This window comes from Oceanobacillus sp. FSL W7-1281 (genome assembly GCF_037969835.1).
GTDB lineage: Bacteria > Bacillota > Bacilli > Bacillales > Amphibacillaceae > Oceanobacillus > Oceanobacillus oncorhynchi.
Genome location: NZ_CP150214.1, coordinates 580091 through 604113 on the forward strand (window position 1 = coordinate 580091; position 24023 = coordinate 604113).

At 40.2% G+C, this 24023-nt stretch carries 19 protein-coding genes and 3 pseudogenes; 13 read left to right on the forward strand and 9 right to left on the reverse strand.

The annotated features are described in order from the left end of the window. Positions 1 to 34: 34 nt before the first annotated feature. Together MKX55_RS02980 and MKX55_RS02985 are read right to left on the reverse strand one after the other, a co-directional pair. Positions 35 to 172: pseudogene (locus tag MKX55_RS02980) on the reverse strand (PLP-dependent transferase); the annotation flags it as partial. Continuing rightward, positions 169 to 1323 carry a CapA family protein gene (locus tag MKX55_RS02985; protein ID WP_339235976.1) on the reverse strand — a complete coding sequence of 385 codons (1155 nt, stop codon included), beginning with the start codon at positions 1321 to 1323 and terminating at the stop codon, positions 169 to 171. The pseudogene MKX55_RS02980 and the gene MKX55_RS02985, both read right to left, overlap by 4 nt. A gap of 160 nt (positions 1324 to 1483) precedes the next feature. Here MKX55_RS02985 and MKX55_RS02990 point away from each other — a divergent pair, with 160 nt between their 5' ends. Further along, positions 1484 to 2524 (forward strand): YdcF family protein, encoded by a 1041-nt coding sequence (locus MKX55_RS02990; protein WP_339235979.1) that lies wholly within the window; start codon positions 1484 to 1486, stop codon positions 2522 to 2524. 124 nt (positions 2525 to 2648) lie between these two features. Here MKX55_RS02990 and chbG read toward each other — a convergent pair whose 3' ends face one another. Both chbG and MKX55_RS03000 read right to left on the reverse strand, forming a co-directional pair. Then, positions 2649 to 3347 carry a chitin disaccharide deacetylase gene (chbG, locus tag MKX55_RS02995; protein ID WP_339182280.1) on the reverse strand — a complete coding sequence of 233 codons (699 nt, stop codon included), beginning with the start codon at positions 3345 to 3347 and terminating at the stop codon, positions 2649 to 2651. A gap of 27 nt (positions 3348 to 3374) precedes the next feature. Then, positions 3375 to 4097 carry a GntR family transcriptional regulator gene (locus MKX55_RS03000; protein WP_042531552.1) on the reverse strand — a complete coding sequence of 241 codons (723 nt, stop codon included), beginning with the start codon at positions 4095 to 4097 and terminating at the stop codon, positions 3375 to 3377. A 323-nt stretch (positions 4098 to 4420) separates the two neighbouring features. Between MKX55_RS03000 and MKX55_RS03005 the strand changes: the two genes are divergently transcribed. From MKX55_RS03005 to MKX55_RS03030, 6 genes are all read left to right on the forward strand, one after another. Continuing rightward, entirely contained in the window at positions 4421 to 5731 is a 1311-nt protein-coding gene (locus MKX55_RS03005) for a 6-phospho-beta-glucosidase (RefSeq protein WP_339235983.1), read from the forward strand. An 11-nt stretch (positions 5732 to 5742) separates the two neighbouring features. Beyond that, on the forward strand, positions 5743 to 7032 hold the full coding sequence (locus tag MKX55_RS03010) for a PTS sugar transporter subunit IIC (RefSeq protein WP_339182286.1): 1290 nt from the start codon (positions 5743 to 5745) through the stop codon (positions 7030 to 7032). 3 nt (positions 7033 to 7035) lie between these two features. Next, entirely contained in the window at positions 7036 to 7371 is a 336-nt protein-coding gene (locus tag MKX55_RS03015) for a PTS lactose/cellobiose transporter subunit IIA (protein WP_339235985.1), read from the forward strand. A gap of 1 nt (position 7372) precedes the next feature. Beyond that, entirely contained in the window at positions 7373 to 7681 is a 309-nt protein-coding gene (locus MKX55_RS03020; RefSeq protein WP_339182291.1) for a PTS sugar transporter subunit IIB, read from the forward strand. A gap of 309 nt (positions 7682 to 7990) precedes the next feature. Then, positions 7991 to 8830, forward strand: a complete 840-nt coding sequence (locus tag MKX55_RS03025) for a Cof-type HAD-IIB family hydrolase (protein WP_339235987.1) — start codon at positions 7991 to 7993, stop codon at positions 8828 to 8830. Positions 8831 to 9177: 347 nt separating this feature from the next. Next, positions 9178 to 10230, forward strand: a complete 1053-nt coding sequence (locus MKX55_RS03030) for a 2,3-butanediol dehydrogenase (protein WP_339235989.1) — start codon at positions 9178 to 9180, stop codon at positions 10228 to 10230. Between the two features lie 132 nt (positions 10231 to 10362). On the opposite strand, the gene MKX55_RS03035 is transcribed toward MKX55_RS03030, so the two are convergent. The 4 genes from MKX55_RS03035 to MKX55_RS03050 form a co-directional block, all read right to left on the reverse strand. Continuing rightward, complete coding sequence (locus MKX55_RS03035; protein WP_339235990.1) at positions 10363 to 10797, reverse strand: PH domain-containing protein; 435 nt, start codon at positions 10795 to 10797, stop codon at positions 10363 to 10365. A gap of 394 nt (positions 10798 to 11191) precedes the next feature. Next, complete coding sequence (locus MKX55_RS03040) at positions 11192 to 12010, reverse strand: ABC transporter permease (RefSeq protein WP_339182299.1); 819 nt, start codon at positions 12008 to 12010, stop codon at positions 11192 to 11194. A gap of 6 nt (positions 12011 to 12016) precedes the next feature. After that, positions 12017 to 12784, reverse strand: coding sequence for an ABC transporter ATP-binding protein (locus tag MKX55_RS03045; protein ID WP_339182301.1), 768 nt, complete (start codon positions 12782 to 12784; stop codon positions 12017 to 12019). Positions 12785 to 12791: 7 nt separating this feature from the next. Further along, entirely contained in the window at positions 12792 to 13850 is a 1059-nt protein-coding gene (locus MKX55_RS03050) for an ABC transporter substrate-binding protein (RefSeq protein WP_339235992.1), read from the reverse strand. 248 nt (positions 13851 to 14098) lie between these two features. Between MKX55_RS03050 and MKX55_RS03055 the strand changes: the two are divergent. Then, positions 14099 to 14653, forward strand: a pseudogene (locus tag MKX55_RS03055) (N-acetylmuramoyl-L-alanine amidase); the annotation flags it as partial. A 519-nt stretch (positions 14654 to 15172) separates the two neighbouring features. Here MKX55_RS03055 and gpmA read toward each other — a convergent pair. Next, the gene (gpmA, locus tag MKX55_RS03060; RefSeq protein ID WP_339182305.1) at positions 15173 to 15868 is read right to left on the reverse strand and encodes a 2,3-diphosphoglycerate-dependent phosphoglycerate mutase; all 696 of its coding nucleotides are present in this window, start codon (positions 15866 to 15868) and stop codon (positions 15173 to 15175) included. Between the two features lie 145 nt (positions 15869 to 16013). Here gpmA and mmuM point away from each other — a divergent pair, with 145 nt between their 5' ends. From mmuM to glgB, 5 genes and pseudogenes are all read left to right on the forward strand, one after another. Beyond that, positions 16014 to 16955 carry a homocysteine S-methyltransferase gene (gene mmuM / locus MKX55_RS03065; RefSeq protein WP_339235995.1) on the forward strand — a complete coding sequence of 314 codons (942 nt, stop codon included), beginning with the start codon at positions 16014 to 16016 and terminating at the stop codon, positions 16953 to 16955. Between the two features lie 168 nt (positions 16956 to 17123). After that, the gene (locus MKX55_RS03070; protein WP_339182310.1) at positions 17124 to 17555 is read left to right on the forward strand and encodes a MarR family transcriptional regulator; all 432 of its coding nucleotides are present in this window, start codon (positions 17124 to 17126) and stop codon (positions 17553 to 17555) included. Continuing rightward, a pseudogene (locus MKX55_RS03075) lies at positions 17548 to 18759 on the forward strand (MFS transporter). The gene MKX55_RS03070 and the pseudogene MKX55_RS03075 overlap by 8 nt, the downstream one beginning before the upstream one ends. Positions 18760 to 20209: 1450 nt before the next feature. Then, positions 20210 to 21943: a phospho-sugar mutase gene (locus MKX55_RS03080; protein ID WP_339235997.1), complete on the forward strand. Its 1734-nt coding sequence runs from the start codon at positions 20210 to 20212 to the stop codon at positions 21941 to 21943. A gap of 130 nt (positions 21944 to 22073) precedes the next feature. Further along, entirely contained in the window at positions 22074 to 24002 is a 1929-nt protein-coding gene (glgB, locus tag MKX55_RS03085; RefSeq protein ID WP_339236000.1) for a 1,4-alpha-glucan branching protein GlgB, read from the forward strand. Positions 24003 to 24023 lie beyond the last annotated feature (21 nt).

Here is a 24023-nt window from a genome sequence, read left to right on the forward strand (position 1 = left end):
TGAACAGAATTAGACATTCTAGCCACCGTTATTTTTAATAACCCTTATTGTAATGCTTTTCCAGATCTTCCATTAAATCTTCTGCATCCTCAATCCCGACTGAAATTCGAAGTAATGTGTTGGATATTCCGAGTTCCTGCTGTGTTTTTTCAGGAAGCGTTGCATGTGTCATTTAGACAACTTCATCCAATCCAATTCAGGCATCCACTGTGTCATATGGTCTTGCATTTCAGAATAAACGTCATCAAGATTCTCTATCTGCTCCTCAGATGCTTGTTCTAATGGAACAACTTGTATATCTTTCATGGTATCGCCATCTTCTTCTTCTTCAAACTCCACAAAGGTCGGTTGGAAGCGGGGGTTTTGAACAAGCACTTCATCTTCCTCCTTCACCAAATCAAATTCTAAAATTCCGCCAATACGATTGTAAAACTGATATTGACCGGAAAGGAAGTTTCCTAAAGAATAAGCAACCAATGTCTGGTTTCCTTCTTTTCCTTCCAGCCATTCTATCGGCTGGAGAACATGCGGGTGATGACCAATCACGACATCCACGCCAAGTTCTGCAGCATACTGTGCTAAATCCTTTTGTTTCTGATTAGGCATTCGCGCTTCCTCTTCGCCAAAATGCAGACTGATAATTGTTGCATCTGCCAGCTCGTTTGCTTTTTCAACTTCTTCTTTGATCTGCTCTCTTTGAATCAAATTAACGAGATAAGGTTTTCCCTCTGGGATAGGCATGCCGTTCGTTCCATATGTATAGCTTAGAAAAGCAACAGAAATATTCTGTTCTGTTTCTATTACCCTGATTTCAGACTGATCCTTTTTACTTTGGAAGCTTCCCGTGTAAAGCATTCCGATTTCTTGATAATAGGCAATGGCGTTTTGAATCGCTTCTTCGCCACTGTCTAATGTATGATTATTGGCCATGGTGACGATATCGACGCCTGCATCCTGTAAAGCATCTCCAATTTCAACTGGACTATTGAAATTAGGATACCCTGATAAGCCGATAGATTCCCCGCCCATAATGGTTTCTTGATTGGCAACAGTGATTTCCGGTTCCCTTAAATAATCTAAAACTTCAGCAAGCATCGGTTTAAAATCATATATTTCTCCATCCCAGGCATCGTCATATACACGGTCATGGATTAAAATATCTCCAATTGCAGAAATCGTAATATGTGGTTGAATCCAATCCGTTTCCTTCTCGCTCAGTGAGATGTTTCTTTGAGAGTGGGGACTGCTTGTATTCGAATCAGGAGAGGGTGTGCATGCTGTTAAAAGAAAAAGGGCGATGAAAAAATAGGTTAGTTTATGCATAGAAGTCTCCGCCTTTAACTGTTAATTAGATATATTCTACCACATAATTATTTTGAAACAAATAATGCTTTCATCCATAGAAAAGCTTATAATGAAAGAACTTCCTTCTTCTTAGATAGTAGAGAGGTCAATGACAACAGCTGGAAAGGGGTGCGTGTATTTGATATATTTTATTGCTTCCATACCGCTATTATTTTTAATTCTATTTCTGATCAGCTATCTTCGGGATCCGCGTAAGCTGATTAATGGGCTTCTGTTTAATGGCTTTTTAATCACTTTCTTTTTCTTTTGCGCATTCTTTTATATTTACATCGATGGGCCCTATCAGTATATCGTGCTGGTTTTTCCTGCTTTACTTTTGATTTTGATGATTCCGTTTGGTGTGCTCGCATTAATTGGCGGGTTATTTTACAATGCCAAAGTGTTGATGGAGAAGGAAGGAAAACGATTCAGGAATTCCTTAACATTGATTATGGCCATAGGCATACTTACATTGATTATTATCAATATGGTCAATCCGACACAGTTTTTCCCGGAGTATTTGCATCCGCTATTTGGAGGAGCCAGCTTGGTTGTTATCTATGTTTTCTTGCATATGTTTAACTTTTTAACAGCTTATGGACTGAATCAATGGAGCCGTCCAAAACGGAATCAAGATTTTATTATTGTATTGGGGAGCGGGTTGATTAATGACCGGGTGCCTCCATTGTTGGCCAGCAGAATTGATAAAGCGATTGAATTTTATCATCAGCAGAAAAAAGTTACCGTTCCGCCGAAAATTATCTTTTCCGGCGGACAGGGGCAGGATGAAGGACTTCCAGAAGCGGAAGCCATGCAAAACTATGCTGTAGAAAAAGGAATACCAGTGGAAGATACGATTCAAGAAGACAAATCAGTCAGCACGTATGAAAATATGAGGTTTTCCAAAAGAATCATGGATAACTTGAGTGGAGAAGGGACGTATCAGAGTATTTTCGCGACGAATAATTTTCATTTGTTCCGGGCTGGGATTTATGCGCGAAAAGCTGGATTGGCCAGTCAGGGAATTGGTTCAAAAACAGCATTTTACTATTGGCCGAATGCCATGGTCAGAGAATACATTGCGGTAGTTGTCATGGGACGCCGCCGTCATTTTATGGCAGTCAGCTTTATTATGGGCTTTGCGGTGCTTTTATCCATTATCAGCTATTTTCTTACCTGAGAAAATACTTCATAATAAAAGAAATCCAAACATCTCAAATTCTGTAGAAAGAATGTTGATAACGTTTGGATTTCTTTTTCTTATCAAAGAGAATCGTCCGTAAAATTCCTAATGAAGTTTCGTTTTATTGTTGCTTTGCCCAATCAGGAACTTCTATCCTGCTGAGAATTTCTATTTCCTTTTCGCGGTCATCCGTGTAGGAGCTGACTTTCTTTAAATCATCATCCACTTGCCCGGGATGGGTCATTACTTCAATCGATGTTCCATTTTCTTTTTGGAGAACATCAAATAAATCATCAGTAATCCCTTCTTTATAAAAACCAGTCCACAGCGTATCTGTCCAGCATATTTCCGGATGATCTGCTATGGAATCAACATAACGCACAGGAACCTCGTATTCTTTGGCAAGCTTGATTACTAGATTTTTTAAAGGAGGCCAGCCATGAACGTGATGATGGCTGTCGATATGATCAAGTGGCAAGCCTGTTGCTAAATAAGCATCCAGCTGTGCGCGCCATTCCAATTCGACTTCTGAAATATTCGGAGCTTCCGTATCACGATAACCGCTGGTAAATCGAAAGGTTCCATCTGATTTTACGAGGTTTGGTACAGATGGATGAAGCGGTTTTCCCCAAGTTAATACAAGATGGATGCCAACCTTTAAATTGGGATTTTCCAGCGCCTTTTCGACAGCGTAATCGGTTGCAAGTCCATTCATCATTAAGGTTGTTGATGTTACGCAGCCGTCTTGATGTGCCTGGATGATTCCATCTGTCACTCCTTTTGTCAATCCGAAATCGTCTGCATTGATTTCTATTCGCATAAAAACCACTCCTGATAGATTTTTTAATTACTTCGAATAAGTACGTTCAATCGAGAAGTTTGTTTTATCTCCCCGAAAAAAAGATCTGGAAAATTCAACTTTATTTCCGTCTTTATCTTCCGCCAGTGTTTCAATGTAGAAGCAGGGCAGACCTTGCTCACACTCTAAAAATTTGCATATTTGCTCATCTGCAAAAGCTATTTCGATATTTTCTGAGGTTTTCGCAATCCACACATCAAAGAATTCGTTTAATGATTTATATAGAGAATGACCCGCATGTTCTGCTGTAATTCCCGGAGCAACAGACCAGGGGACATAAGCTACTTCATACTGTGTAGGCTCTCCATTAGCTTTACGGACACGCTCAATACGTTGAATAGGATCCTGGAGATTCACATTTAGCTGATCAGATAATAATTCATTTGCAGCAACGACAGAAATATCTGATACTTCAATTTCCGGATGTTTTCCCTGATCGGCTAATTGGTCACTATACCTTCTGACTGTCTGGGATAAAGCCTGTTTTACTTTTTTATCTGCAACAAACGTGCCCCGTCCTTGCTGACGAACTAAATAACCTTCTAATGTAAGCTGATTTAAAGCGGTACGAACCGTGGTACGACTGACATTAAAGCTCTTACATAATTCCAGTTCGGGAGGGATTTTCTCGCCGGGCTGATATTGATTTGTCTTAATACGATGTAACAATTCTTCTTTGATATAAGTGTGTAGTGATTGGTTTCTTTCCATAGATTCCGTACTCCTTTAGCGACACTTTTAAAAAATCATACCCTTTTAAGTGTAAAAGTACAAGGGATAAAGCAATGAATAGGACTAAAGACACGAAAAAGTGATTTTATCCATAGCATTCTTTAAGAAATCAGCATCTAAATTCTTATGAAAGTTTCTACTATAAAGATAGTTTACTAGATAATCGATAAAAATACAATTGTTACAACATTTATATTTTATTTTATATAGACAAACAAAAATTTGTATGATACATTTAAAGCAAGTAATACAGATGGAACAATTAAAGCGATTACAAAATAGAATTAAAGGAGCAGTCGATTATGTCTTTAAAAGTAGTAATTATCGGTGGAGGTTCTAGTTATACGCCAGAAATTTTAGAAGGACTTATCGAGCGGCAGCCGACATTACCTGTCTCAGAAATTGTTCTGGTAGATGTGGAAGCTGGAAAAGAAAAGGTAGAGACAATTTGTCAATTAGGAAACAGAATGATAGAAGAGGCTGGTGCAGCTATTGAATTAACTTGGACACTGGATCGGAGAAGTGCTTTAAAAGGTGCAGATTTTGTCTCGACACAGATTCGGGTTGGCGGATTAGCAGCAAGAGCCCAAGACGAGCGCATTCCGTTGAAGCATGGAATGATTGGGCAAGAAACAAATGGTGCTGGCGGAATAATGAAAGCGTTTCGAACAATCCCGGTATTAATGGAAGTCGCTGAAGAAGTCCGGGAGCTTTGTCCAGATGCATGGATGATTAATTTTACCAATCCGGCAGGTATCGTTACGGAAGCGCTGCTGAATCATTCGGCACATAAAAAGGTTATTGGTGTCTGCAATATTCCATTTAATATGCGTCATTCTACGGCTGAATTATTACAGGTGCCTCCTGAGGATGTATGGATTCAATTTATCGGGTTGAACCATTTTGTGTTTGGAGACAAAGTCTATGTCAGTGGGGAGGATCGGACAGAGGATGTATTCCAAAAGCTGCTTCAAAAAGAGTTTGATTACAGTCCAGCGAATATTATGCCATTAGATTGGTCAGAAACATTTATTAAATCTGCCAGACTATTGCCGAATCCATACCATCAATATTACTTCCAGTCGGAAACCGTATTGGAAAAAGATCTAAAAGCTTATGAGGAGAATGGGACACGAGCGGAGGTTGTTCAAGCGTTAGAGGAATCTCTGTTTGAACTATATAAACAAGAAAGTCTCCGAGAGAAGCCAAAAGAGCTGGAACAGCGCGGCGGTGCATTTTACAGTCAGGTTGCCTGCAGTTTAATGGATTCTATTTATAATAACAAAGAAGATATCCAAACGGTAAATACGTGGAATCATGGCACGATTCCTGATTTACCTTATGATGCAGTGATTGAAGCGAATTGCGTGATTACAAAGAATGGTCCGAAGCCGATTACAATTGGGAAGATTCCTGCACCGATGCGGGGGATGATTCAAAATATGAAAGCAATGGAAGAGCTGGTAATCAAGGCGAGTATGTCAGGAGATTACAAGGATGCCTATAATGCCTTTTTGGTAAATCCATTAATTCAAGATGAGAAAAAAGCAAAAGTGGTTTTAGATGAACTGTTGGAAGCACATGAAGATTACTTGCCACAATTTAAACGCTAGGGGGAAGAAAAATGAATAATACATTTATGCAAAAATTTATTGAAATTGCCGGCCGTATCGGTTCACAACGTCATTTAGTTGCTGTTCGTGATGGTTTTGTAGCAATTATGCCTTTGATTATTATCGGTTCGTTAGCCGTATTGATTAATAATTTCCCTGCCTTTGGAAGCTTTGATATGGTAAAGATTTTAAATAATATTTTTGGGGAAGGAAACTGGCAGACGCTGGGCGGAAGTGTTTGGAATGGAACGTTTGCCGTAATTGGACTACTCATTTCCTTTACAATCGCTTATAATTTAGCTAAGTCTTATGAAATAGATGGATTATCGGTAGGTTTGATCTCCATTGCTTCCTATATCATCTTAGTACCGGAAACAGCAGATTGGGGATTGAATTTTGCCTGGCTGGGCGCTCAAGGATTATTTGTGGCCATTATTATTGCGCTGCTGATAACTGAATTATTCCGTCTTCTGGTGAAGGCGAATATTACAATCAAAATGCCGGATGGCGTTCCGGAAGGGGTAACCCGCTCGTTTGCTGCATTGATTCCAGCGATGATTATACTTGCATTAGTGGGTTTATTCCAGGCGCTTATCAGTGTATTCGTAGGAATCAGCATGTTTGAGGTTATTTTTAATGCGATACAAGAACCGCTGCAAGGTCTGGGAAATACATTACCTGCAGCACTGGTTGTTTCGTTCTTAAATCATTTGCTTTGGTTCTTTGGTTTACACGGTACCAATATTATTGGATCGGTTATTGAGCCGGTTTATCTGCCATTGATTGAGCAAAATGCAAGCCTTTTCCAACAGGGTATGTCTGCGTTTGATGTACCAAATGTGGTGACCAAGCCATTTTTAGATTCCTTTGTCTTTATGGGAGGCTCAGGTACAACGATTGCACTCTTGATAGCTATTTTTATTGTGATAAGAAAAGAGAAGAACCATCCATATCGGGAGGTTGCCAAGGTATCTGCTCCAGCAGGACTGTTTAATATTAACGAACCGGTGATTTTTGGGCTGCCAATCGTTTTAAACCCAATTTTCCTGATTCCGTTCATTCTTGTACCAGTTACATTAACCGTTATTTCTTATATCGCGTTGTCAACAGGACTGGTACCAAAAACAGTAGCAATTCTGCCGTGGACAACTCCGCCGATTTTAAGCGGATACCTGGTAACTGGCGGCAGCGCCAGAGGGATTATTCTTCAGCTTATTAACCTGACTGTGGCGGTGATTATCTATATCCCGTTCATTATGGCAGGCGTACGTGCGATGAAAGAGAAAATGGGAGGTCAATAAAACATGACAATGACAAAAGAAGAAGTGCAAATGCTTTCCTTTCAAATTATTTTACATGCAGGAAATGCAAAATCGGATGCGATGGAGGCATTGCTGCTGGCTAAAAAAGGAAAATTTGAAGAAGCAGCTATAAAGATGGATGCTGCGGAGGAGGCCTTTGCGGAAGCGCATTATATGCAGACAAGCCTATTGCATGACGAGGCGAATGGGAAAGAAACTCCGCTTTCCGTAATCCTGATCCATGCGCAGGACCATTTAATGAACGCATTAACGGTGAAGGATTTAGCCGTTGAAATGATAGATATGCATCAAAAAATAATTCGTCTGGAGGAGAAATAATATGAAAATACGTTTAGTTTGTTCAGCGGGGATGTCTACGTCGATGCTTGTGAAGAAAATGAAGGAAGCAGCAGAAGCGCAAAATGTAGCTGCTGATATTGAAGCGGTTGCAGAATCACAGCTGAAGAATCATTTAGATCAGTTACATGTTGTTCTTATCGGACCCCAAGTTCGCTATCTAGAGGGGAAAATCAAAGAAAAAGTAGAACCCCAAGGTGTGAAAGTGGCTGTCATTGATCAAATGGCATATGGAATGATGCAGGGAGATAAAGTTTTGAAGCAGGCTATTGAATTAAACGAAGGAAATTAAAATTGATTTGAAAAACTCGTATCTGCGTCTTGGCGGATATGAGTTTTTGTGCTTGAAGGTATTTTCAGCGTATCCGTACCATTCCCCTTCCACTATAAACAATTCCGTTCTATGATAGAGAAGCAGCTAAAAAGATAGAAGGTTCTTTTGTTACATCAAAAAATAGATGAACAGCTTATTTTAAAATATAATAGAACGATAGCTATGTATTGGAAAAGATAGAAAGAGTTATCTAAAATAACGTTCCGTACATCGGGAAAGTTTGAAACATAATTTGTAAATAAAAAAGCAGAACAGAGGAGACAAATCATGAAGCCAAAAGCCATATTATTAGATTTAGACGGGACCTTACTGACAAGTGAAAAAGTAATTTCGCCAAGAACAAAGAAAGTATTAATGGCGGCGCAGAGGCAGGGGATAAAGCTTGTTTTAGCATCTGGAAGACCATCAAAAGGGATGGAGAATGTTGCAAATGAATTAGAAATGAGTGCTTATCAGGGGTTGATAGTATCTTATAATGGAGCAAGAGTAGTTGAATGTGAAACAGGGAAAGAATTATTCAGCCAGCCCCTGCCTGTCAACTACACAAAAGCTGTTTTAGAGCATCTGCGGAATTTTACAGTTAAAACAATGATTGACCGGGACGATTATCTGTATGTAGAAGATGTGTATGACAATGTGATTCATTATGAAGGAGAAGCAATCAATATTATTAGGTATGAAGCCAGAGGGGCTGGTCTGAAATTGTGTGAGGTGGATGATTTAGCTGATTTTGTGGATTTTCCAGTACATAAAATTTTAGTAGCAGGGGAGCAGGATTACCTGCAAGCCCATTATCAACAAATGCAAGAGCCGTTTCGAGGCCAAGTAACAGCAGCATTTTCTGCTCCATTTTATTTTGAATTCACGGACAAGAATATTGATAAAGCCAACGCAATTGAGCAGTCACTTTCTTCCTTAGGGATTGCAGCAAAAGATACTATCGCATTCGGTGATGGACAAAATGATTATACCATGCTGCAATACGCTGGCAGAAGTATCGCCATGGAGAACGCAAAGGATGAATTGAAACGTGCAGCAGATGAAATTACTTTAACGAATGAAGAGGATGGCATTGCGGTCGTACTGGAAAAGTTAATAGACGAATAACTTCGAACAGGATGGTGAGCGGTGATGAAGAAAGCAATCAAATATATTTTGGTATTTCTGCTGGGGATGCTGACTTACTTTATTCTTTCAACTATTTATTTTGTCTTTTTCAGGTAATTTTACAATCTATCACGGGGAACCGTCCGTAAAACTCCCGCTGAATGAAGTTTCGTTTTATGGTTGCATGAGCATTTATAGTTAATTATTACTAGTTGCATGGTATAATGGATTGGTAGACAGAGTGTGTTTGCTGGAAAAATAGGTTTATATAACCAGGTGCGTATTTCATTTAGTGAAAGCAAACTCTGCCTTTTATAAGAAAAATTATAGAATAGGAGAGAGTTTCTATGAAGGCAGCAAGAATTTATGCTGAAGAAGATGTCCGTGTAGAGGATGTCGAAGTAAAAGAAGTTGGGGCAAAAGATGTGAAAGTAGAAGTAGCATGGACTGGTATCTGTGGTTCAGACCTACATGCTTATTCTCATTTTGTTGGTATTCCGACAGAAGAGCATCCAATATCAAAAAGACAAGCTCCGCTGACATTGGGTCATGAATTTAGCGGCACGGTGACAGAAGTGGGCAGCAGCGTTACCTCGTTCAAGCCTGGCGACCGCGTTTGTATCGAACCAAACCTTCGCTGCGGAGAATGTAAGGAATGCCGGGAAGGAAATTATCACCTTTGCAGAAATAGTAATGCCGCATTTATCGGCCTTGCTGATGATGGCGGGTTCGCAGAATACTGTGTCATGGAAGAACAATATTGTCATCAAATCCCGGATCATATGACATTGGAGCAGGCAGCACTTGTAGAGCCGACTGCAGTAACCTATCATGGGGTTGAGATGGCAGGTGTGAAAGCAGGGGACGCGGTACTGGTTACCGGTGCAGGACCAATTGGCCTATTAACCGTTCTGTCAGCTCGTGCAGCTGGTGCAAGCAAAGTATTTGTCAGTGATGTTTCGAAAGAGCGTTTAGCGTTAGCAGAGACGTTTGGATTTGTAAAAACATTAAATCCAGCGGAAGATGATGTGATTGGCACAGTTATGGAAGATACGAATGGCGACGGTGTTGACGTGGCATTAGAATGTGCAGGCGTTCAGCCGACATTTGATACATGTCTGGAAGCTATTAAACGTACAGGTACGGTTTGTGTGTTAGCGATTTTTGGACAAAATCCGGAAATCAATGCTTTTGCATCAACAATTAAAGAAGCTAACATTAAATTCTCTCTGGCATATTCCAATATCTACGATCGTGTGATTAATTTAATTGCCAGCGGACAAATCCCTGCTGAAAAAGTAGTGACGAATAAAATTAAATTAGATAATATCGTAGAAGAAGGATTTGAATTACTTCTTAACGATAAAAGCCAATCTAAAATTCTGGTCAGTACAAAATAAGAAGAATTTATAATTGAAAGGTCCACAGGCGAATCATGTCTGTGGACTTTTGCTTTTCATCTGTTATCGCTGTTCAGCCATCTGGAACCGCCAAAGCAGAGTTTTTTTATAGGAATCTGGTTGTTTAAAGGCTCACTTTATTTCTATATTGGGGTTTTGTTTTAATAAATGATGGATTAATGTCTGCTTATCTTTGGGAGAAATGGCGATAATCTTAAATGAATCGTAATTAATTTCAAGTTTGTCCATAGATAGAGCTGGAGCAGTAAATGGATCTTTCGTTTGCCGAATGCTGCGGATATCATCTATTTTTACTTTTTTCTTAAAAGGTCCGCAAGTTATTTTTAGTGTTTTTTCTTCAACCGTGTAATTCGTTTTGAACCAAATCCATAATAAAAGAATGCCAGTAAAGCCCAAGATGATTACTTTTATCCATTGCTTATCTAAAAATGCAGGAGTCATCCACACACCGAAGTTTGGGAAGAAAACAGGCGGTATAATAAGAAGCAGAGCCGCTCCCCAGATAACAATTCTCATCCACCAATCTTTTTTTGACGGAAATACCATATAAGGTCTCCCCCTTCCTACTAAATCTACGTTTGTCAGGATGGTAAGTTTCATTTTTATTTTTTGTGTTATAAGAAAGGATAGTGCAAAGTTTCCTCCCTGTTTCAGTAAAGTGGCCCCCATGTGAAGGGTTACATTGAAAGCATTCGCGTTTTCCGTTTTCTAAAAAACCTAGATATGGAATTCGCCCCAATTGGATGAGGGGATGTTTAGAATCGTTAACGGAAAAATAATGCCCACGTATAATCAACTCCCGCGTACAATCATTCTAAAATAAATATATGGCAAAGAACCCTATAAAACAGAATAGAGTGGTTGTTTTTTAACCGTATCTGTTTCATAGGGTCCCGTTTATGAAGCATGATTTATCTGAATTTTTTCTATTTAAACTTTTTTATTTCCACGGAATTAATTTACCTTCCAGCCATTTAAGAACTTTATTAAAGGTCAATCCTAGTATTGATAAAATCAAAACGCCCACCATCAGTTTTGATATAATCATCAGGTTGCCGTAGTGGAGAACCATGGACCCGAGTCCTTCCTGGGCAGCAATCATTTCAGCAGATACAAGTAAAAGCAGGGAAGTCCCGGCAGCAAGCTTGAGTCCTGCAAAAATCATCGGTAATGCACCGGGAAGGATTACCTTGCGAATAACATTGAAACGGCTGGAACCGAATGTGACAGCAGCTTTAACCAGCAGCGGATCAACATTCTTTACCCCGGAAAAGGTATTGATGACAACTGGGAAAAAGACCCCAAGCGCAATAATGGTTACCTTGGATAGCTCGCCAATTCCAAGCCACAGGATAAATAATGGCAGTAAGGCAATTTTGGGAATCGGGTAAATGGAATAGACAATTGGAGTTCCGATAGCATCAGCAGTTCGAAAGAAACCAAGAATTAACCCGACTAAAATACCGAAAACGGAACCAAGCGCATACCCCATTAAAATCCGGTATAAACTGGCGCTCAAGTTACTTATAATTTCCCCGTTGGTGAGCATTTCCCAACCAGTTGTTATAATCACTGACGGGGCAGGAAGAAAGAGCGGGGAAACAAATCCCAGCTGCGCAATCAATTCCCACAATAGAAGTAATCCAAGGATACCTACAAAAGGAGTGTAGAAAGGAACTTGTTTATCGAGATAAGCAACACGGTTTTTAATGACTTTTCGATTTGTTTTTTGAGATGTTTGTTCTATTGATTTTTCCATAACGAATCACTCCTTCAAGGCTTTCTGGGCATCGTGCCGGATGAGCTCCCAAATCTCTTCGGAATAGCGGTTAAATTGCTGTATATGCTCTTCGCTATTTCGTTTCGTCTTTGGCAGGTCAATGTGGATAATTTGTTTTATTTGCCCGGGATGCCGGGATAAAACAATAACACGATCGGCCAGATAGACAGCCTCCTGGATGTTATGCGTTACATAAAGTGTGCTTAGACGGGTGCGATTCCAAATGGTAAGTAATTCTTCCTGCATTAATGTTCTTGTCTGAGCATCGAGCGCAGAAAATGGTTCATCCATCAGGAGTAAATCCGGTTCTACAGCAAGAGCCCGGGCGATTCCTGCCCGCTGCTTCATTCCCCCGGACAGCTGTTTCGGATAAGCATCTCTAAAATCAGATAAGCCCACCATTTCAAGGTAGTGATTACCGATTTCCTTCTGCTCTTTTTTGCTTACGCCCCGTTCTTCCAGTCCATAGACAACATTCTGAAAAACGGTTCTCCAAGGAAATAGGGCGTTTTCCTGGAACACGATACCAAGTGTGGGATCCTGTTGGATTCCATCAAAGTATACATCACCGGAAGTAGGCGACAATAACCCGCCTACAATATTCAAAAGCGTCGATTTTCCACAGCCGCTTGGTCCGACCAGTACGACGAATTCCTCTTCGTTGATAGAGAAATTGATATCGTTCAATGCGGTCACTTCATTTTTTTTGGCATCGATAAATTTTTTTATAACATTTTCAATGACGATTTTCATACGGTCACTACTCCAATTCGTTTAAAGCTTGTTCAAGGAACTCGGTATTTACGATATCTTCGGCATTGACATTCGCATCAATTAAGTTTTCCTTTGCATACCAGTCAATTTGTGTTTGGATATCTTCTGAGAGCAGTACGCCATCCCGGTCCATATAAGGCAGCCCGCTTTCAATCAACTGCGGTTCTTGATCCGTATAGTCTGCAATAATATTGATGACTTCCTCATAATTTTCCCCTGGAACGATTTCTCCGTCTTCTTTGACAAGAACAGCATCATAATAATATTGGGTTGCTTTTGCATATGCTTTCATGAAATTAACTGCCGTTTCTTCATCCTCTGCAAAGGCATTGGAGAAAAAGATTCCTGATGTCTGGTAGTCAAATGCATCGCCAACCTGCTCAATAACTTTCCCGTAGCCTTCTTCCAGCACAAGAGAAATATTCGGTTCATTTAAAAGGACAGCATCTACTTGTTCACTTTCCAATGTTTCCATTAATCCAGGGATGCTGTTTAATGGAACAAGTTCCACATCATCTGTTGTCAGACCGTGTTCCTCAAGCAATCTTCCGGCCATGTAGTGATAAGTCGACCCGGTTTGAGTGATTCCAATTTGTTTCCCTTTCAGTTCCTCAACAGATTCGATATCTGCATCATTATGTACTAATAATGCAGTGGAGGAATAGCCTTCCTGTTCTCTTCCTTTATCAGCTACAATTAATAATTCCTCTCCGCCCGCAACCATATTGTATAGGCTTGCAGTAATTCCCGTTGCACCGACGTCAATATCCCCGCCTGTTACAGCGACAGCAATTGGCTGTGCCGCATCGAACCAATTTACTTGGAGATCGATTCCTTCCTCTTCAAATAATCCGTGCTCTATTCCAATAAATAGTGGTGCTGAGCTCGTCAGTTTTAGCATTCCGAGTTCAACAGTGGTTAATCCTTCTGATTCCGATTGCTGTGCATCATCCGAATTTGTATCAGATGCATTATCTCCACAGGCAGCAAGCAAAACTAGCAATGCTAAGAGTGCCATCCATAGCAGACTTTTTTTCTTTCTCATTAATATTTCCCCCTTCATAATTAAGTACCAGCACTTGTCCGAATTTTTGAAAAACCGTATGTATGCTTGATATATAGATAATAGAATAGCACAAATAAGTGCTTAATTCTATACGAATTTTTGGAAAATTACAGAAGGAAGATGCTTCTATTTATTGTCGTGTAATAAAAATCAGCAAATCACGTAAGGAGCACGTCCATACGGGCAAGCTCTTTTTTCTATATCTTAAATGGAAGGAGGAATTCTATATGGCGAAGATTTACTTGGATCCTGGACATGGAGGAAGTGATACAGGAGCTGTAGGGCAAGGACTCCAAGAAAAAAATGTCACGCTGGCGATTGCTTTGAAAATACGAAATATCTTGAACAATCGTTATCAGGGGCATCAAATTCGGATGAGCCGTACGTCGGATCGAACCGTTTCATTGGCTGCACGGACCAATGATGCGAACCAGTGGGGCGCAGATTATTTTGTTTCCATTCATATCAATGCCGGAGGAGGTTCTGGGTACGAAGACTTTATTCACTCCAGTCTTTCTAATCAAGGAGCAACCGGAAGATATCGGCAAATCATGCATGAAGAAGTCATGAAGCAGGTGAACCTTCAAAATCGAGGGAGAAAACAAGCAAATTTTCATGTGCTGCGTGAGTCGGCAATGTCAGCTATTTTAACGGAAAATGGGTTTATCGACCATGCGGCAGATGCAGCGAAATTGAAATCGGATGCATTTTTGGAGCAAATCGCTTTAGGGCATGCGAGAGGAATCGCGAGGATATTTCAATTATCCTCTAAAAGCAGCTCAGGGTCTTCCGGTAATTCCGGCGGCTCCAGTAATAACCAGGGAGGCGCTTCATCAGGTGCAGGCAAAACGAATTCAATTGTAGATTATTTGAAATCCGTTGGAACAGATTCCAGCTTTGCCAATCGTGCCAGGCTGGCTGGCTCTTATGGTATTCAAAATTATACGGGAACAGCTGCACAGAATACACGGCTATTAAATGCCATCCGATCTGGAGGGAATTCTGGTAATACTTCTACCGGCTCCTCAGCCAAACGTGTTCATTTGCCAGCATCTGCATCCACCTGGCGAACGTATCCCTTAAATGTTACTCCTGTAAAGAAAAACAGTGATTGGAGCCTTACACCGTCAGCTTTTGGAGGCTTGACTTATACGATTTTAGCAGAGCCGTATCCAAATGTCGTGACGATTCAAACAGGCCGGGGAAGACGTAATATTTATATTGGACCAGATACGAGCGCACGCAGATTATAAAATAAAACTTCATTCAGCAGAGACGTTGATTCTCTGCTGAATGAAGTTTTATTCTTCCTGATCTATAAAGTATTTTGAAACAGGTTCTAAATTGTCATCTAATTCATAAACAAGTGGAACTCCGGTAGGGATGGAAACATTTACAATATCCTCATCGCTGATATCTTCAAGGTATTTCATTAAACCTCTTAAACTGTTCCCGTGTGCAGCGATAATAACACTTTTCCCTGCTCTTACAGATGGTTTTATTACTTCCTCCCAGTAAGGGATAACGCGTTTGATGGTAGTTTCCAGACTTTCACCGAGAGGGATTTCATCTTCGGGTATTTCTTTATATTTTTGCTCATGTCCAGGATAACGTTCATCTTCTTTTTCTAAAAGCGGAGGAGCTGTATCAAAACTGCGGCGCCAGATATGCACCTGCTCAGCCCCGTATTTCTCTGCCACTTCCTGCTTGTTTAATCCTTGCAAAGCGCCGTAATGCCTTTCGTTCAGCTTCCAGGATTTATGGACGGGGACCCACAGGCTGTCTGTTTCCTCTAAAACATAATTCAGTGTTTTAATGGCTCTTTTTAAATAGGATGTATAAGCTATATCAAAGTGGAACCCATGCTGCTTCAATGCTTGACCTGCATGCTTCGCATCTGCAGCTCCATGATCTGTTAAATCCACATCGGTCCATCCAGTGAAAAGGTTGGCCAGATTCCATTCACTTTGTCCATGTCTAATCAGTACAAGCTTCATATATAATCCCTCACTATCCTTTTACATATAACATACCACTGTTTGGAAGGATTTACACATTATGCGAAGAGATAACTTTTAAAAATTTGCAGAAAGAAGAGATTGCGTTAAGCTAGTAAATAAAATGAGATGGAGGTTGCAGGTAATGGTAAAAGTTAATCCGATTGAACAGCTGCTGGATCAATTTAATACATTAATTTTAGATGGTGCATTGGCAACAGAATTAGAAAAACTGGATTGTGATTTGGAGGATCCCTTGTGGTCAGCTCGTGTTTTGCTGGACGAGTCTGAAAAAATCAGAAAGGTTCATTATGCTTATTTTGAGGCGGGGGCAGATATTGCAATCACAGCAAGCTATCAGGCAAGTATAGATGGTTTTAAAAAGCGCGGGATAAGTGAAGCAGATTCAAGAGCACTTATGAAAAAAACAGTAGAATTAGCACAGCAGGCGCGGGACGATTACTGGATGGAAAAAATGGGATCATTCCGTCCCTATCCATTAATAGCCGGTTCTGTTGGGCCATATGGCGCTTATCTTGCAGATGGTTCAGAGTACATCGGGAACTACGGCGTAAGTGATTCGTTTTTATATGATTTTCACAAGCCGCGTATAGAAGCTTTGGTGGAAGCGGGAGCGGATTTATTAGCGGTGGAAACCATTCCATCTCTTCAGGAAGCACGAGTTATCTGTGATGTACTGAAAGAATTTCCTGATATTTCTGCATGGATGACGTTTACGTTGCGAGATGCGGTTCATATCAGTGAAGGAATGACCCTAAAAGAATGTGCAGAAGTTTTAAACGCATGCAGCCAGGTTGCAGCTATAGGTGTAAACTGTGTGACAACAGAATTTGTCAGTGAATCTGTTCAAGTATTGCACGCCTGTACGCAAAAACCTATTATTATCTATCCGAATTCTGGCGAACATTATAATCCAGAAATGAAAACATGGTATGGAGATAACCATATTCATATGGATACAGCTGCTGATTGGGCTAAAAAAGGAGCGAAAATTATCGGCGGCTGCTGCCGGACAAGCCCGGAGGATATTAGGGGAATCTATAAGATATTGAGAAAAAATCAATAGAGACTAGATTTCCTTTTATCATAAAAGACAGCGTGGGATAAATGATGGCTTTCCAACCAAGGAGAGCCGTCATTTTTTCTTCAATCACCCCTTGACAATATTAGTAATAAACTGTATAGTTACCTAGGTTAATAGTTACTCTGGTTAATTATGTGTGGAGGTTAGCAAATGGAAGGATTATTTCGGCATTATATACGTACACATCGATTGTTAATGAAGCATTTGAATGATCTTTTGGAAAAGTATCAGCTTTCTTATTCCCTCTGGCAGGTTATTATTTATCTGAAGGATAGCGGTACCTCAACACTTGTTGATATTTCCAATTATTATCAAGTAGAAAAACCGGGGATCACCAGACGGGTTCACCGCCTGCAGGAATCTGGTTTAATTAAAGAAGTGCCGAGTACCAACCGCAGAGAAAAAATTATTGAGCTGACCGAGGAAGGAAAGCGCGTATATCAGGTGTGCAGAGAAGAGATTACGGCATTAGAGCATAGCATTTCCGAAGGGTTAACAGAAGAAGAGAAGCAAATTTCTTTTCAATTTTTAATGAAGATTCAAGATAATATTTTAAGTAAAGAAGGGTTTCGAAGTGAGTAGTGAATCGAAGTTATGGACAAAAGATTTTATTATCGTGTCCGCAGTTAATTTTTTATTAACACTTGTTTTTTATCTGCTTGTGGTTGTGATGTGAGTATATGCAGCAGAGGAATTTAATGCAACTGCAAGTCAATCCGGACTGGTAGTCGGGATATTTATTGTCGGTGCACTGATTGGACGCCTGTTTATTGGCCGTTATATTGAGAAATTTGGTCAGAAAAAAACACTGTTTATCGGGGTTATTATATTTATTGTAGCTACATCTTTATATTTCTTTAATTTTGGCATCGGCTTTTTACTCTTTAACCGATTTATCCATGGGATTGGACTTGGTTTTGGAAGTACGGCCACCGGTACAATTGTAGCGCAGATTATTCCGGCAGCACGAAAAGGGGAAGGAATCGGCTATTATAGTATGAGTGCTACCTTATCAACTGCCTTAGGGCCATTCGTAGGCTTATATATGAGCCAGCATACCAGCATGCAAGGGATATTTGGTCTTTGTTTAGCAATTGGTGTGATCAGTTTCTTTACGGTCTTTTTTGTGAAAATCCCAGTTATCGAGGAAACCAAGGAGGAAAAAGAGATAGAAAAAGAGGAAGAAAAGCATTTTATTTCTCAATTCGTAGAGCCTAGAGCTGTGCCAATTGCGATCATCACACTTATTTTAGCTCTTTGCTACTCCAGTGTACTGTCCTTCCTCAATACCTATGCGATAGAGCTGGATCTGGTAAGCACAGCAAGTGTATTCTTCCTTGTTTATTCTATTGCTGTATTACTCTCTCGTCCATTTACCGGGCGTTTAATCGATTTAAAAGGGGCAAATATTGTGATGTATCCTGCATTTGTCCTGTTTACGATCGGTATGATTGTTTTAGGGTTTGCTCACAGCAGCTTTACCCTGTTATTAGCAGGAGTATTGATTGGGCTTGGTTTTGGTAATATGCAATCCTGTACACAGGCGATTGCAGTCAAGCTGACACCGCCACATCGGATGGGGCTGGCAACATCCACTTTCTTTATCTTCTTAGATGGCGGATTAGGATTTGGGCCATACATCCTCGGATTTATTGCGCCAGCCATTGGATTTAGCACACTTTATATCGTGTTAGGTCTGGTTGTACTCGTAACAGCAGGGCTGTATACCATTTTACATGGCAAAAAAGCCTCTTCTGCTCAAAAGCAAGCATTAGCATATAAATAAAAAGAACCTTCATTCTAAAAAGAGACGCTTTTTTAGAATGAAGGTTTTTTTACATTAATATCCCAACTTTCACACATTAAAAAGTAACTTCATTTCCATAGAAACAGGGGTTGATCGTTCCTTTAATAACCCCCCTTGACAAAGATATAGAAGGCGAAGTGTAAAGCGCCGCTGCGGCGGACCGTTTTGCTTTCCGACGTACAGGACGTACTAGTGCAGACGTTGCAACAGGACGTTGCGACATTAGTCTGCCTAGGGGCACGCTCTTCAGCTAACTTTTGCCAAGAAGGGCACTTGGCAAAAGTGGATCTTCAGATGGTGCTGATCCCTCAGGAGTCAAAACGGTCCGCCTCCGCTAGTAAGATATTCTATACGCGGAAAAACAACTCATCAAATAGATGTTTGATCAGATAGAACATATTTTTCATGCTGTATGGTAAAATGTTCCGCCAAGATTACTTTCTGTGCATCGAAGCGATTCCCTGTATTTCATATCCATACTGTCATGATTGGATTGTTCAGACGAAAGCTGCTATTTTGTCCAGCTCATTAAAATGTTATTTCTTTCATTCGCTGTAGAATCCTATCAGAGCGCAGGCCAACCACGGAGACTCCTATGGGAACAGGGCGAGCTGAGGATCCACTTGAAAAGCGGTTTTCTTTTCAAGTTAGCTGAAGCCGTCCCCATGGAAAGCGGAGTGGTTGGCCGGAGCGGAGCTATGCACCATCACCAATTTCAAAAAGGCCGGATAGTTCGCCAAAAAGCAAGCACGGTAATGGAGAACATGTTCACCCTGGAATAGCAAGATATATATGCTTATTCTTAGGTGCGAAAGTTGAGTTAATATCTAGTATTTTTGAAACGGCTGCTAAAAATCATAATGACATCTAATTTGTCAACTATAGATTTTGGTGAAAATCGTTTTAGATGTACCGTGAAAATTTGTAGAAAATATACAATAAAAGTCGATTGCTGTTATATAAGATAATAAAAGTAAATTAATTCCAATAGATTATGATAAAAATATGAACTTTAACCCTTTTTCTTAAATTCAATGTATAATTATGTAAGGTTTTATAGTATAATGAACTCAAATAACCTTCTTACTGCTATATAAAAATGAATACTTTCTTGTTGTTTGGTGAATTGATTTTCAAAATCAGATTTTAGAAAATTTAGTTATTTCATCCGGGACGTGAATAAAAGTTAAAGTAACAGCAGAATAGACTATATTTTAAGAGACATTTATTATCTAAACGTAAATAAAACATCGCAGACATGTGTTATCAATTTATAACATAGAACCATTCCATATATATACAATATATAATAATGGGGTTACAGCGATGTTTTTTTATATCAATTTGATTTGTTGACGAAGGAATATAGAGTTAATGTTACTTAGCAGTAAGATGGTGTATGGATTTTAATGTTGAAGGGGGAATGTTTATGTCATATCAAAACACCTATGAACAATGGAAGAATGAAGAGACTCTGGATAGAGAACTAAAAACAGAATTAGAGAGTCTTTTAAACAATGAAACAGAATTAGAAGATGCTTTCTCACACCCTTTAGAATTTGGAACTGCTGGTATGCGCGGAATATTGGGACCGGGAATCAATCGTATGAACATTTATACGGTAAGACAAGCTACAGAAGGTCTGGCCCGATTTATGGAAAGCCAGTCAGAAGAGAATAAAAAAAGGGGAGTGGCGATTGCCTATGATTCCAGACATAAGTCCCCTGAATTTGCTTTAGAAGCGGCAAGAACACTCGCAAGCCACGGGGTTCCGTCCTATGTATTTGAATCACTGCGGGCGACACCAGAGCTCTCCTTTGCGGTGAGACATTTAAATACATTTACCGGCATTATGATTACGGCATCCCATAATCCTGCAAATTATAATGGCTATAAGATTTACGGAGAGAGCGGGGGACAAATGCCGCCGAAAGATGCAGATGCTTTAACAGCGTATGTCCGTTCCGTAGAGAATCCGCTGCAAATAGAGGTATTATCCGAAGAAGAAGCGAAAGAAAAAGGGCTTCTGACAATTATCGGAAAAGAAGTGGATGATGCCTATTTACAGGAATTAGATACAGTAACAATTAATAGAGAACTGGTAGCGAAAGAAGGGAAAGATTTAAAGCTTGTTTTCACCCCGCTGCATGGCGCCGGGAAAATGCTTGGTGAAAAGGCATTAGAGCAGGCTGGATTTACAGGATTTTCTTTCGTGCCTGAGCAAAGTATTGCTGATCCGGATTTTACTACTGTCAAATCTCCTAATCCAGAAGAACACTCCGCATTTGAATATGCGATCGCCCTGGGGGAAAAAGAGGGCGCTGATTTGCTGGTAGCGACAGACCCGGATGCGGATCGCCTGGGTGTTGCTGTGAAATTGCCGGACGAGACTTATAGAGTCCTGAGCGGTAATCAGATTGGAGCCTTAATGCTGGATTACATTTTAAAAGCGCGAAAAGATGCAGGTACACTGCCAGACAATGCGGTTGCATTGAAATCGATTGTTTCAAGCGAACTTTCTACCGCCATTGCTGAAAACTATCAAACTAAAATGGTCAATGTACTGACAGGCTTTAAATTTATCGCTGAAAAAATTCAGGTATATCAGGAGGACGGCTCGCAGACATTTCTATTTGGATTTGAAGAAAGCTATGGTTATCTGGTGAAACCTTTTGTCAGAGATAAAGATGCCATTCAGGCGCTGGTATTGATTGCAGAAGTAGCTGCTTTCTACAAGCAAAAAGGCGAAAATCTTTATGACGCATTACAAGAAATTTTTGCGAAATATGGCTATTATCAGGAAAAAACAATCTCTATTACTATGAGCGGTTTAGAAGGCTCGGCGAAAATAGCTTCCCTAATGAGACAGCTTCGTGAAGAATCTCCGGTATCCTTTGGAGGAATCAAGGTTGTCAGCACAGAGGACTATAAATTACAGGAAAAAGTACATGCAGATGGTTCAGCAACCGCGTTGAACACGCCGCCATCAGACGTATTGAAATATTTCTTGGAAGACGAGAGCTGGATAGCTGCACGGCCTTCCGGAACAGAGCCTAAAATCAAGTTTTATATCGGTGTCAAAGCTGGAAGCGAAGAAGCAGCAGAAGAAAAAATCAAAGCTTTTTCAGCAGCTATTTCCGAAATAACCAATGTAACCAGCTGAGAATCACTTCAAGGATAAGCTTCAAGAGGATGTTCAAAAGTCAGCGTCAGCAGCTCGTTTCGATGAGGAGAGTAATCGAACCCATTGGCAGCTTTTTGAACACGCACTTCAATAGGTGGTGAATGAAGAAATGCAAACGAATGAGTATTTGGAAGTGGAAACAGAAGATGCAATAAAAAGATTTCACTCAGGTGAGAACTTTTATAGTCAGCATATTTTCGGATATCACCAGGAAGAGCAGGACGGGGAGACAGGTTTTGTCTTCCGTGTCTGGGCTCCGAATGCACAGCAGATATGGCTGGTAGGAACATTTAATGATTGGGATGAATCCTTGCCGATGCAAAAAAATGAAGCTTATGGCTATTGGGAGGTATTCACCAGCAGGCCTTCCGAAAATGATTTGTATAAATACAAGGTACGTCAGGCAGACGGCAGGGTAGTTTATAAAATCGATCCATTTGCTATTTCATTTGAGAAGCGGCCGGATAATGCAGCTGTAATTCATCATGTTCCGGAGAAGAAATGGAAGGACGGTTTATGGTATGGAAGAAAGAAACGTTCTAATTTCTTTCAGCGTCCCATAAATATCTATGAGGTACATGCCAGTTCCTGGAAGCATCACGAGGACGGGACGCCTTACTCCTTTGCAGACTTAAAGGAAGAATTAATTCCTTATGTCAAGGAAATGGGGTATACCCATATTGAATTTATGCCGTTGATGGAGCATCCTCTCGGAGCGTCATGGGGATATCAATTGATAGGTTATTTTGCTTTAAGCTCTTATTATGGCAAACCGGAAGAATTTCAAGATTTTGTGGAGGCATGTCATAAGCAAAATATAGGAGTATTCGTGGACTGGGTTCCCGGACATTGCTGTATTAATGATGATGCCCTTCCAAAGTATGATGGTACTCCTCAATTTGAATATGAGAACCCGGACCGGGCAGCCAATATCCGCTGGGGCTCTGTCAACTTCGATTTAGGTAAACCAGAGGTGCAATCATTTCTAATCTCCAGTGCCTTGTTCTGGTTAGAAATGTATCATATTGATGGAATACGTGTCGATGCTGTTTCCAGTATGCTTTATTTAGATTATGACGACGGGCCTTGGGAACCGAATCATGAAGGCGGGAATCGAAATTATGAAGGATATTACTTCCTGCAAAAGTTAAATGCTGTTGTCAAGCTGGCTCATCCGGAAGTGATGATGATCGCGGAGGAGAGTTCATCGGATACACAGATTACGGGATTAATTGAATCAGGCGCATTGGGTTTTGATTATAAATGGAATATGGGATGGATGAATGATGTGCTGGACTTTTATAAAATGGATCCGGCCTTTCGGAAGGACCATTTTAACCTGATCACATTCTCCTTTATGTATATGATGCAGGAAAACTATATCCTTCCGCTTTCTCATGATGAAGTTGTACATGGGAAAAGAAGCTTAATGCATAAGATGTGGGGAGACAGATATAAACAATTTTCGCAATTGCGTAATTTATACACGTATATGATTGCTCACCCTGGAAAAAAGCTCTTATTCATGGGAAGTGAATGGGGACAATTCTTAGAGTGGAAGTATGATGAAGGATTGGAATGGCGTGATTTAGAAGATTCCATGAACAAAAACATGCAGCATTTTACTGCTTGTTTAAATAACTTGTATAAAGAGCAGCCGGCATTGTGGGAGCTGGAGGAAAGCTATGACACGATTTCGATTATTGATGCCGATAACCGGAATGATTCGGTTCTTAGTTTTATCCGAAAAAGTAAGAAGAAAAAGGATTTTCTGATTATTGTTTTAAATATGACACCTGTAGAGCGTCAGGACTTTCCGATTGGTGTTCCTTATCAGGGGAGCTACAAAGAAATTTGGAATACAGAAATGCAAGAATTCGGGGGGACGTGGGAAGAGCACAATCCGGACCAATTGACGGAGGAAGTTCCTTTTAAGGAATATCCTTATCGGATTAAAACAGTGGTACCGGCATTGGGCGCGTTGATCATACAGCCTGACAAAATAAAAATACCAAGAAAACGTCCATCTGCTAAGTAATTTTTCATCATGGAAAATATC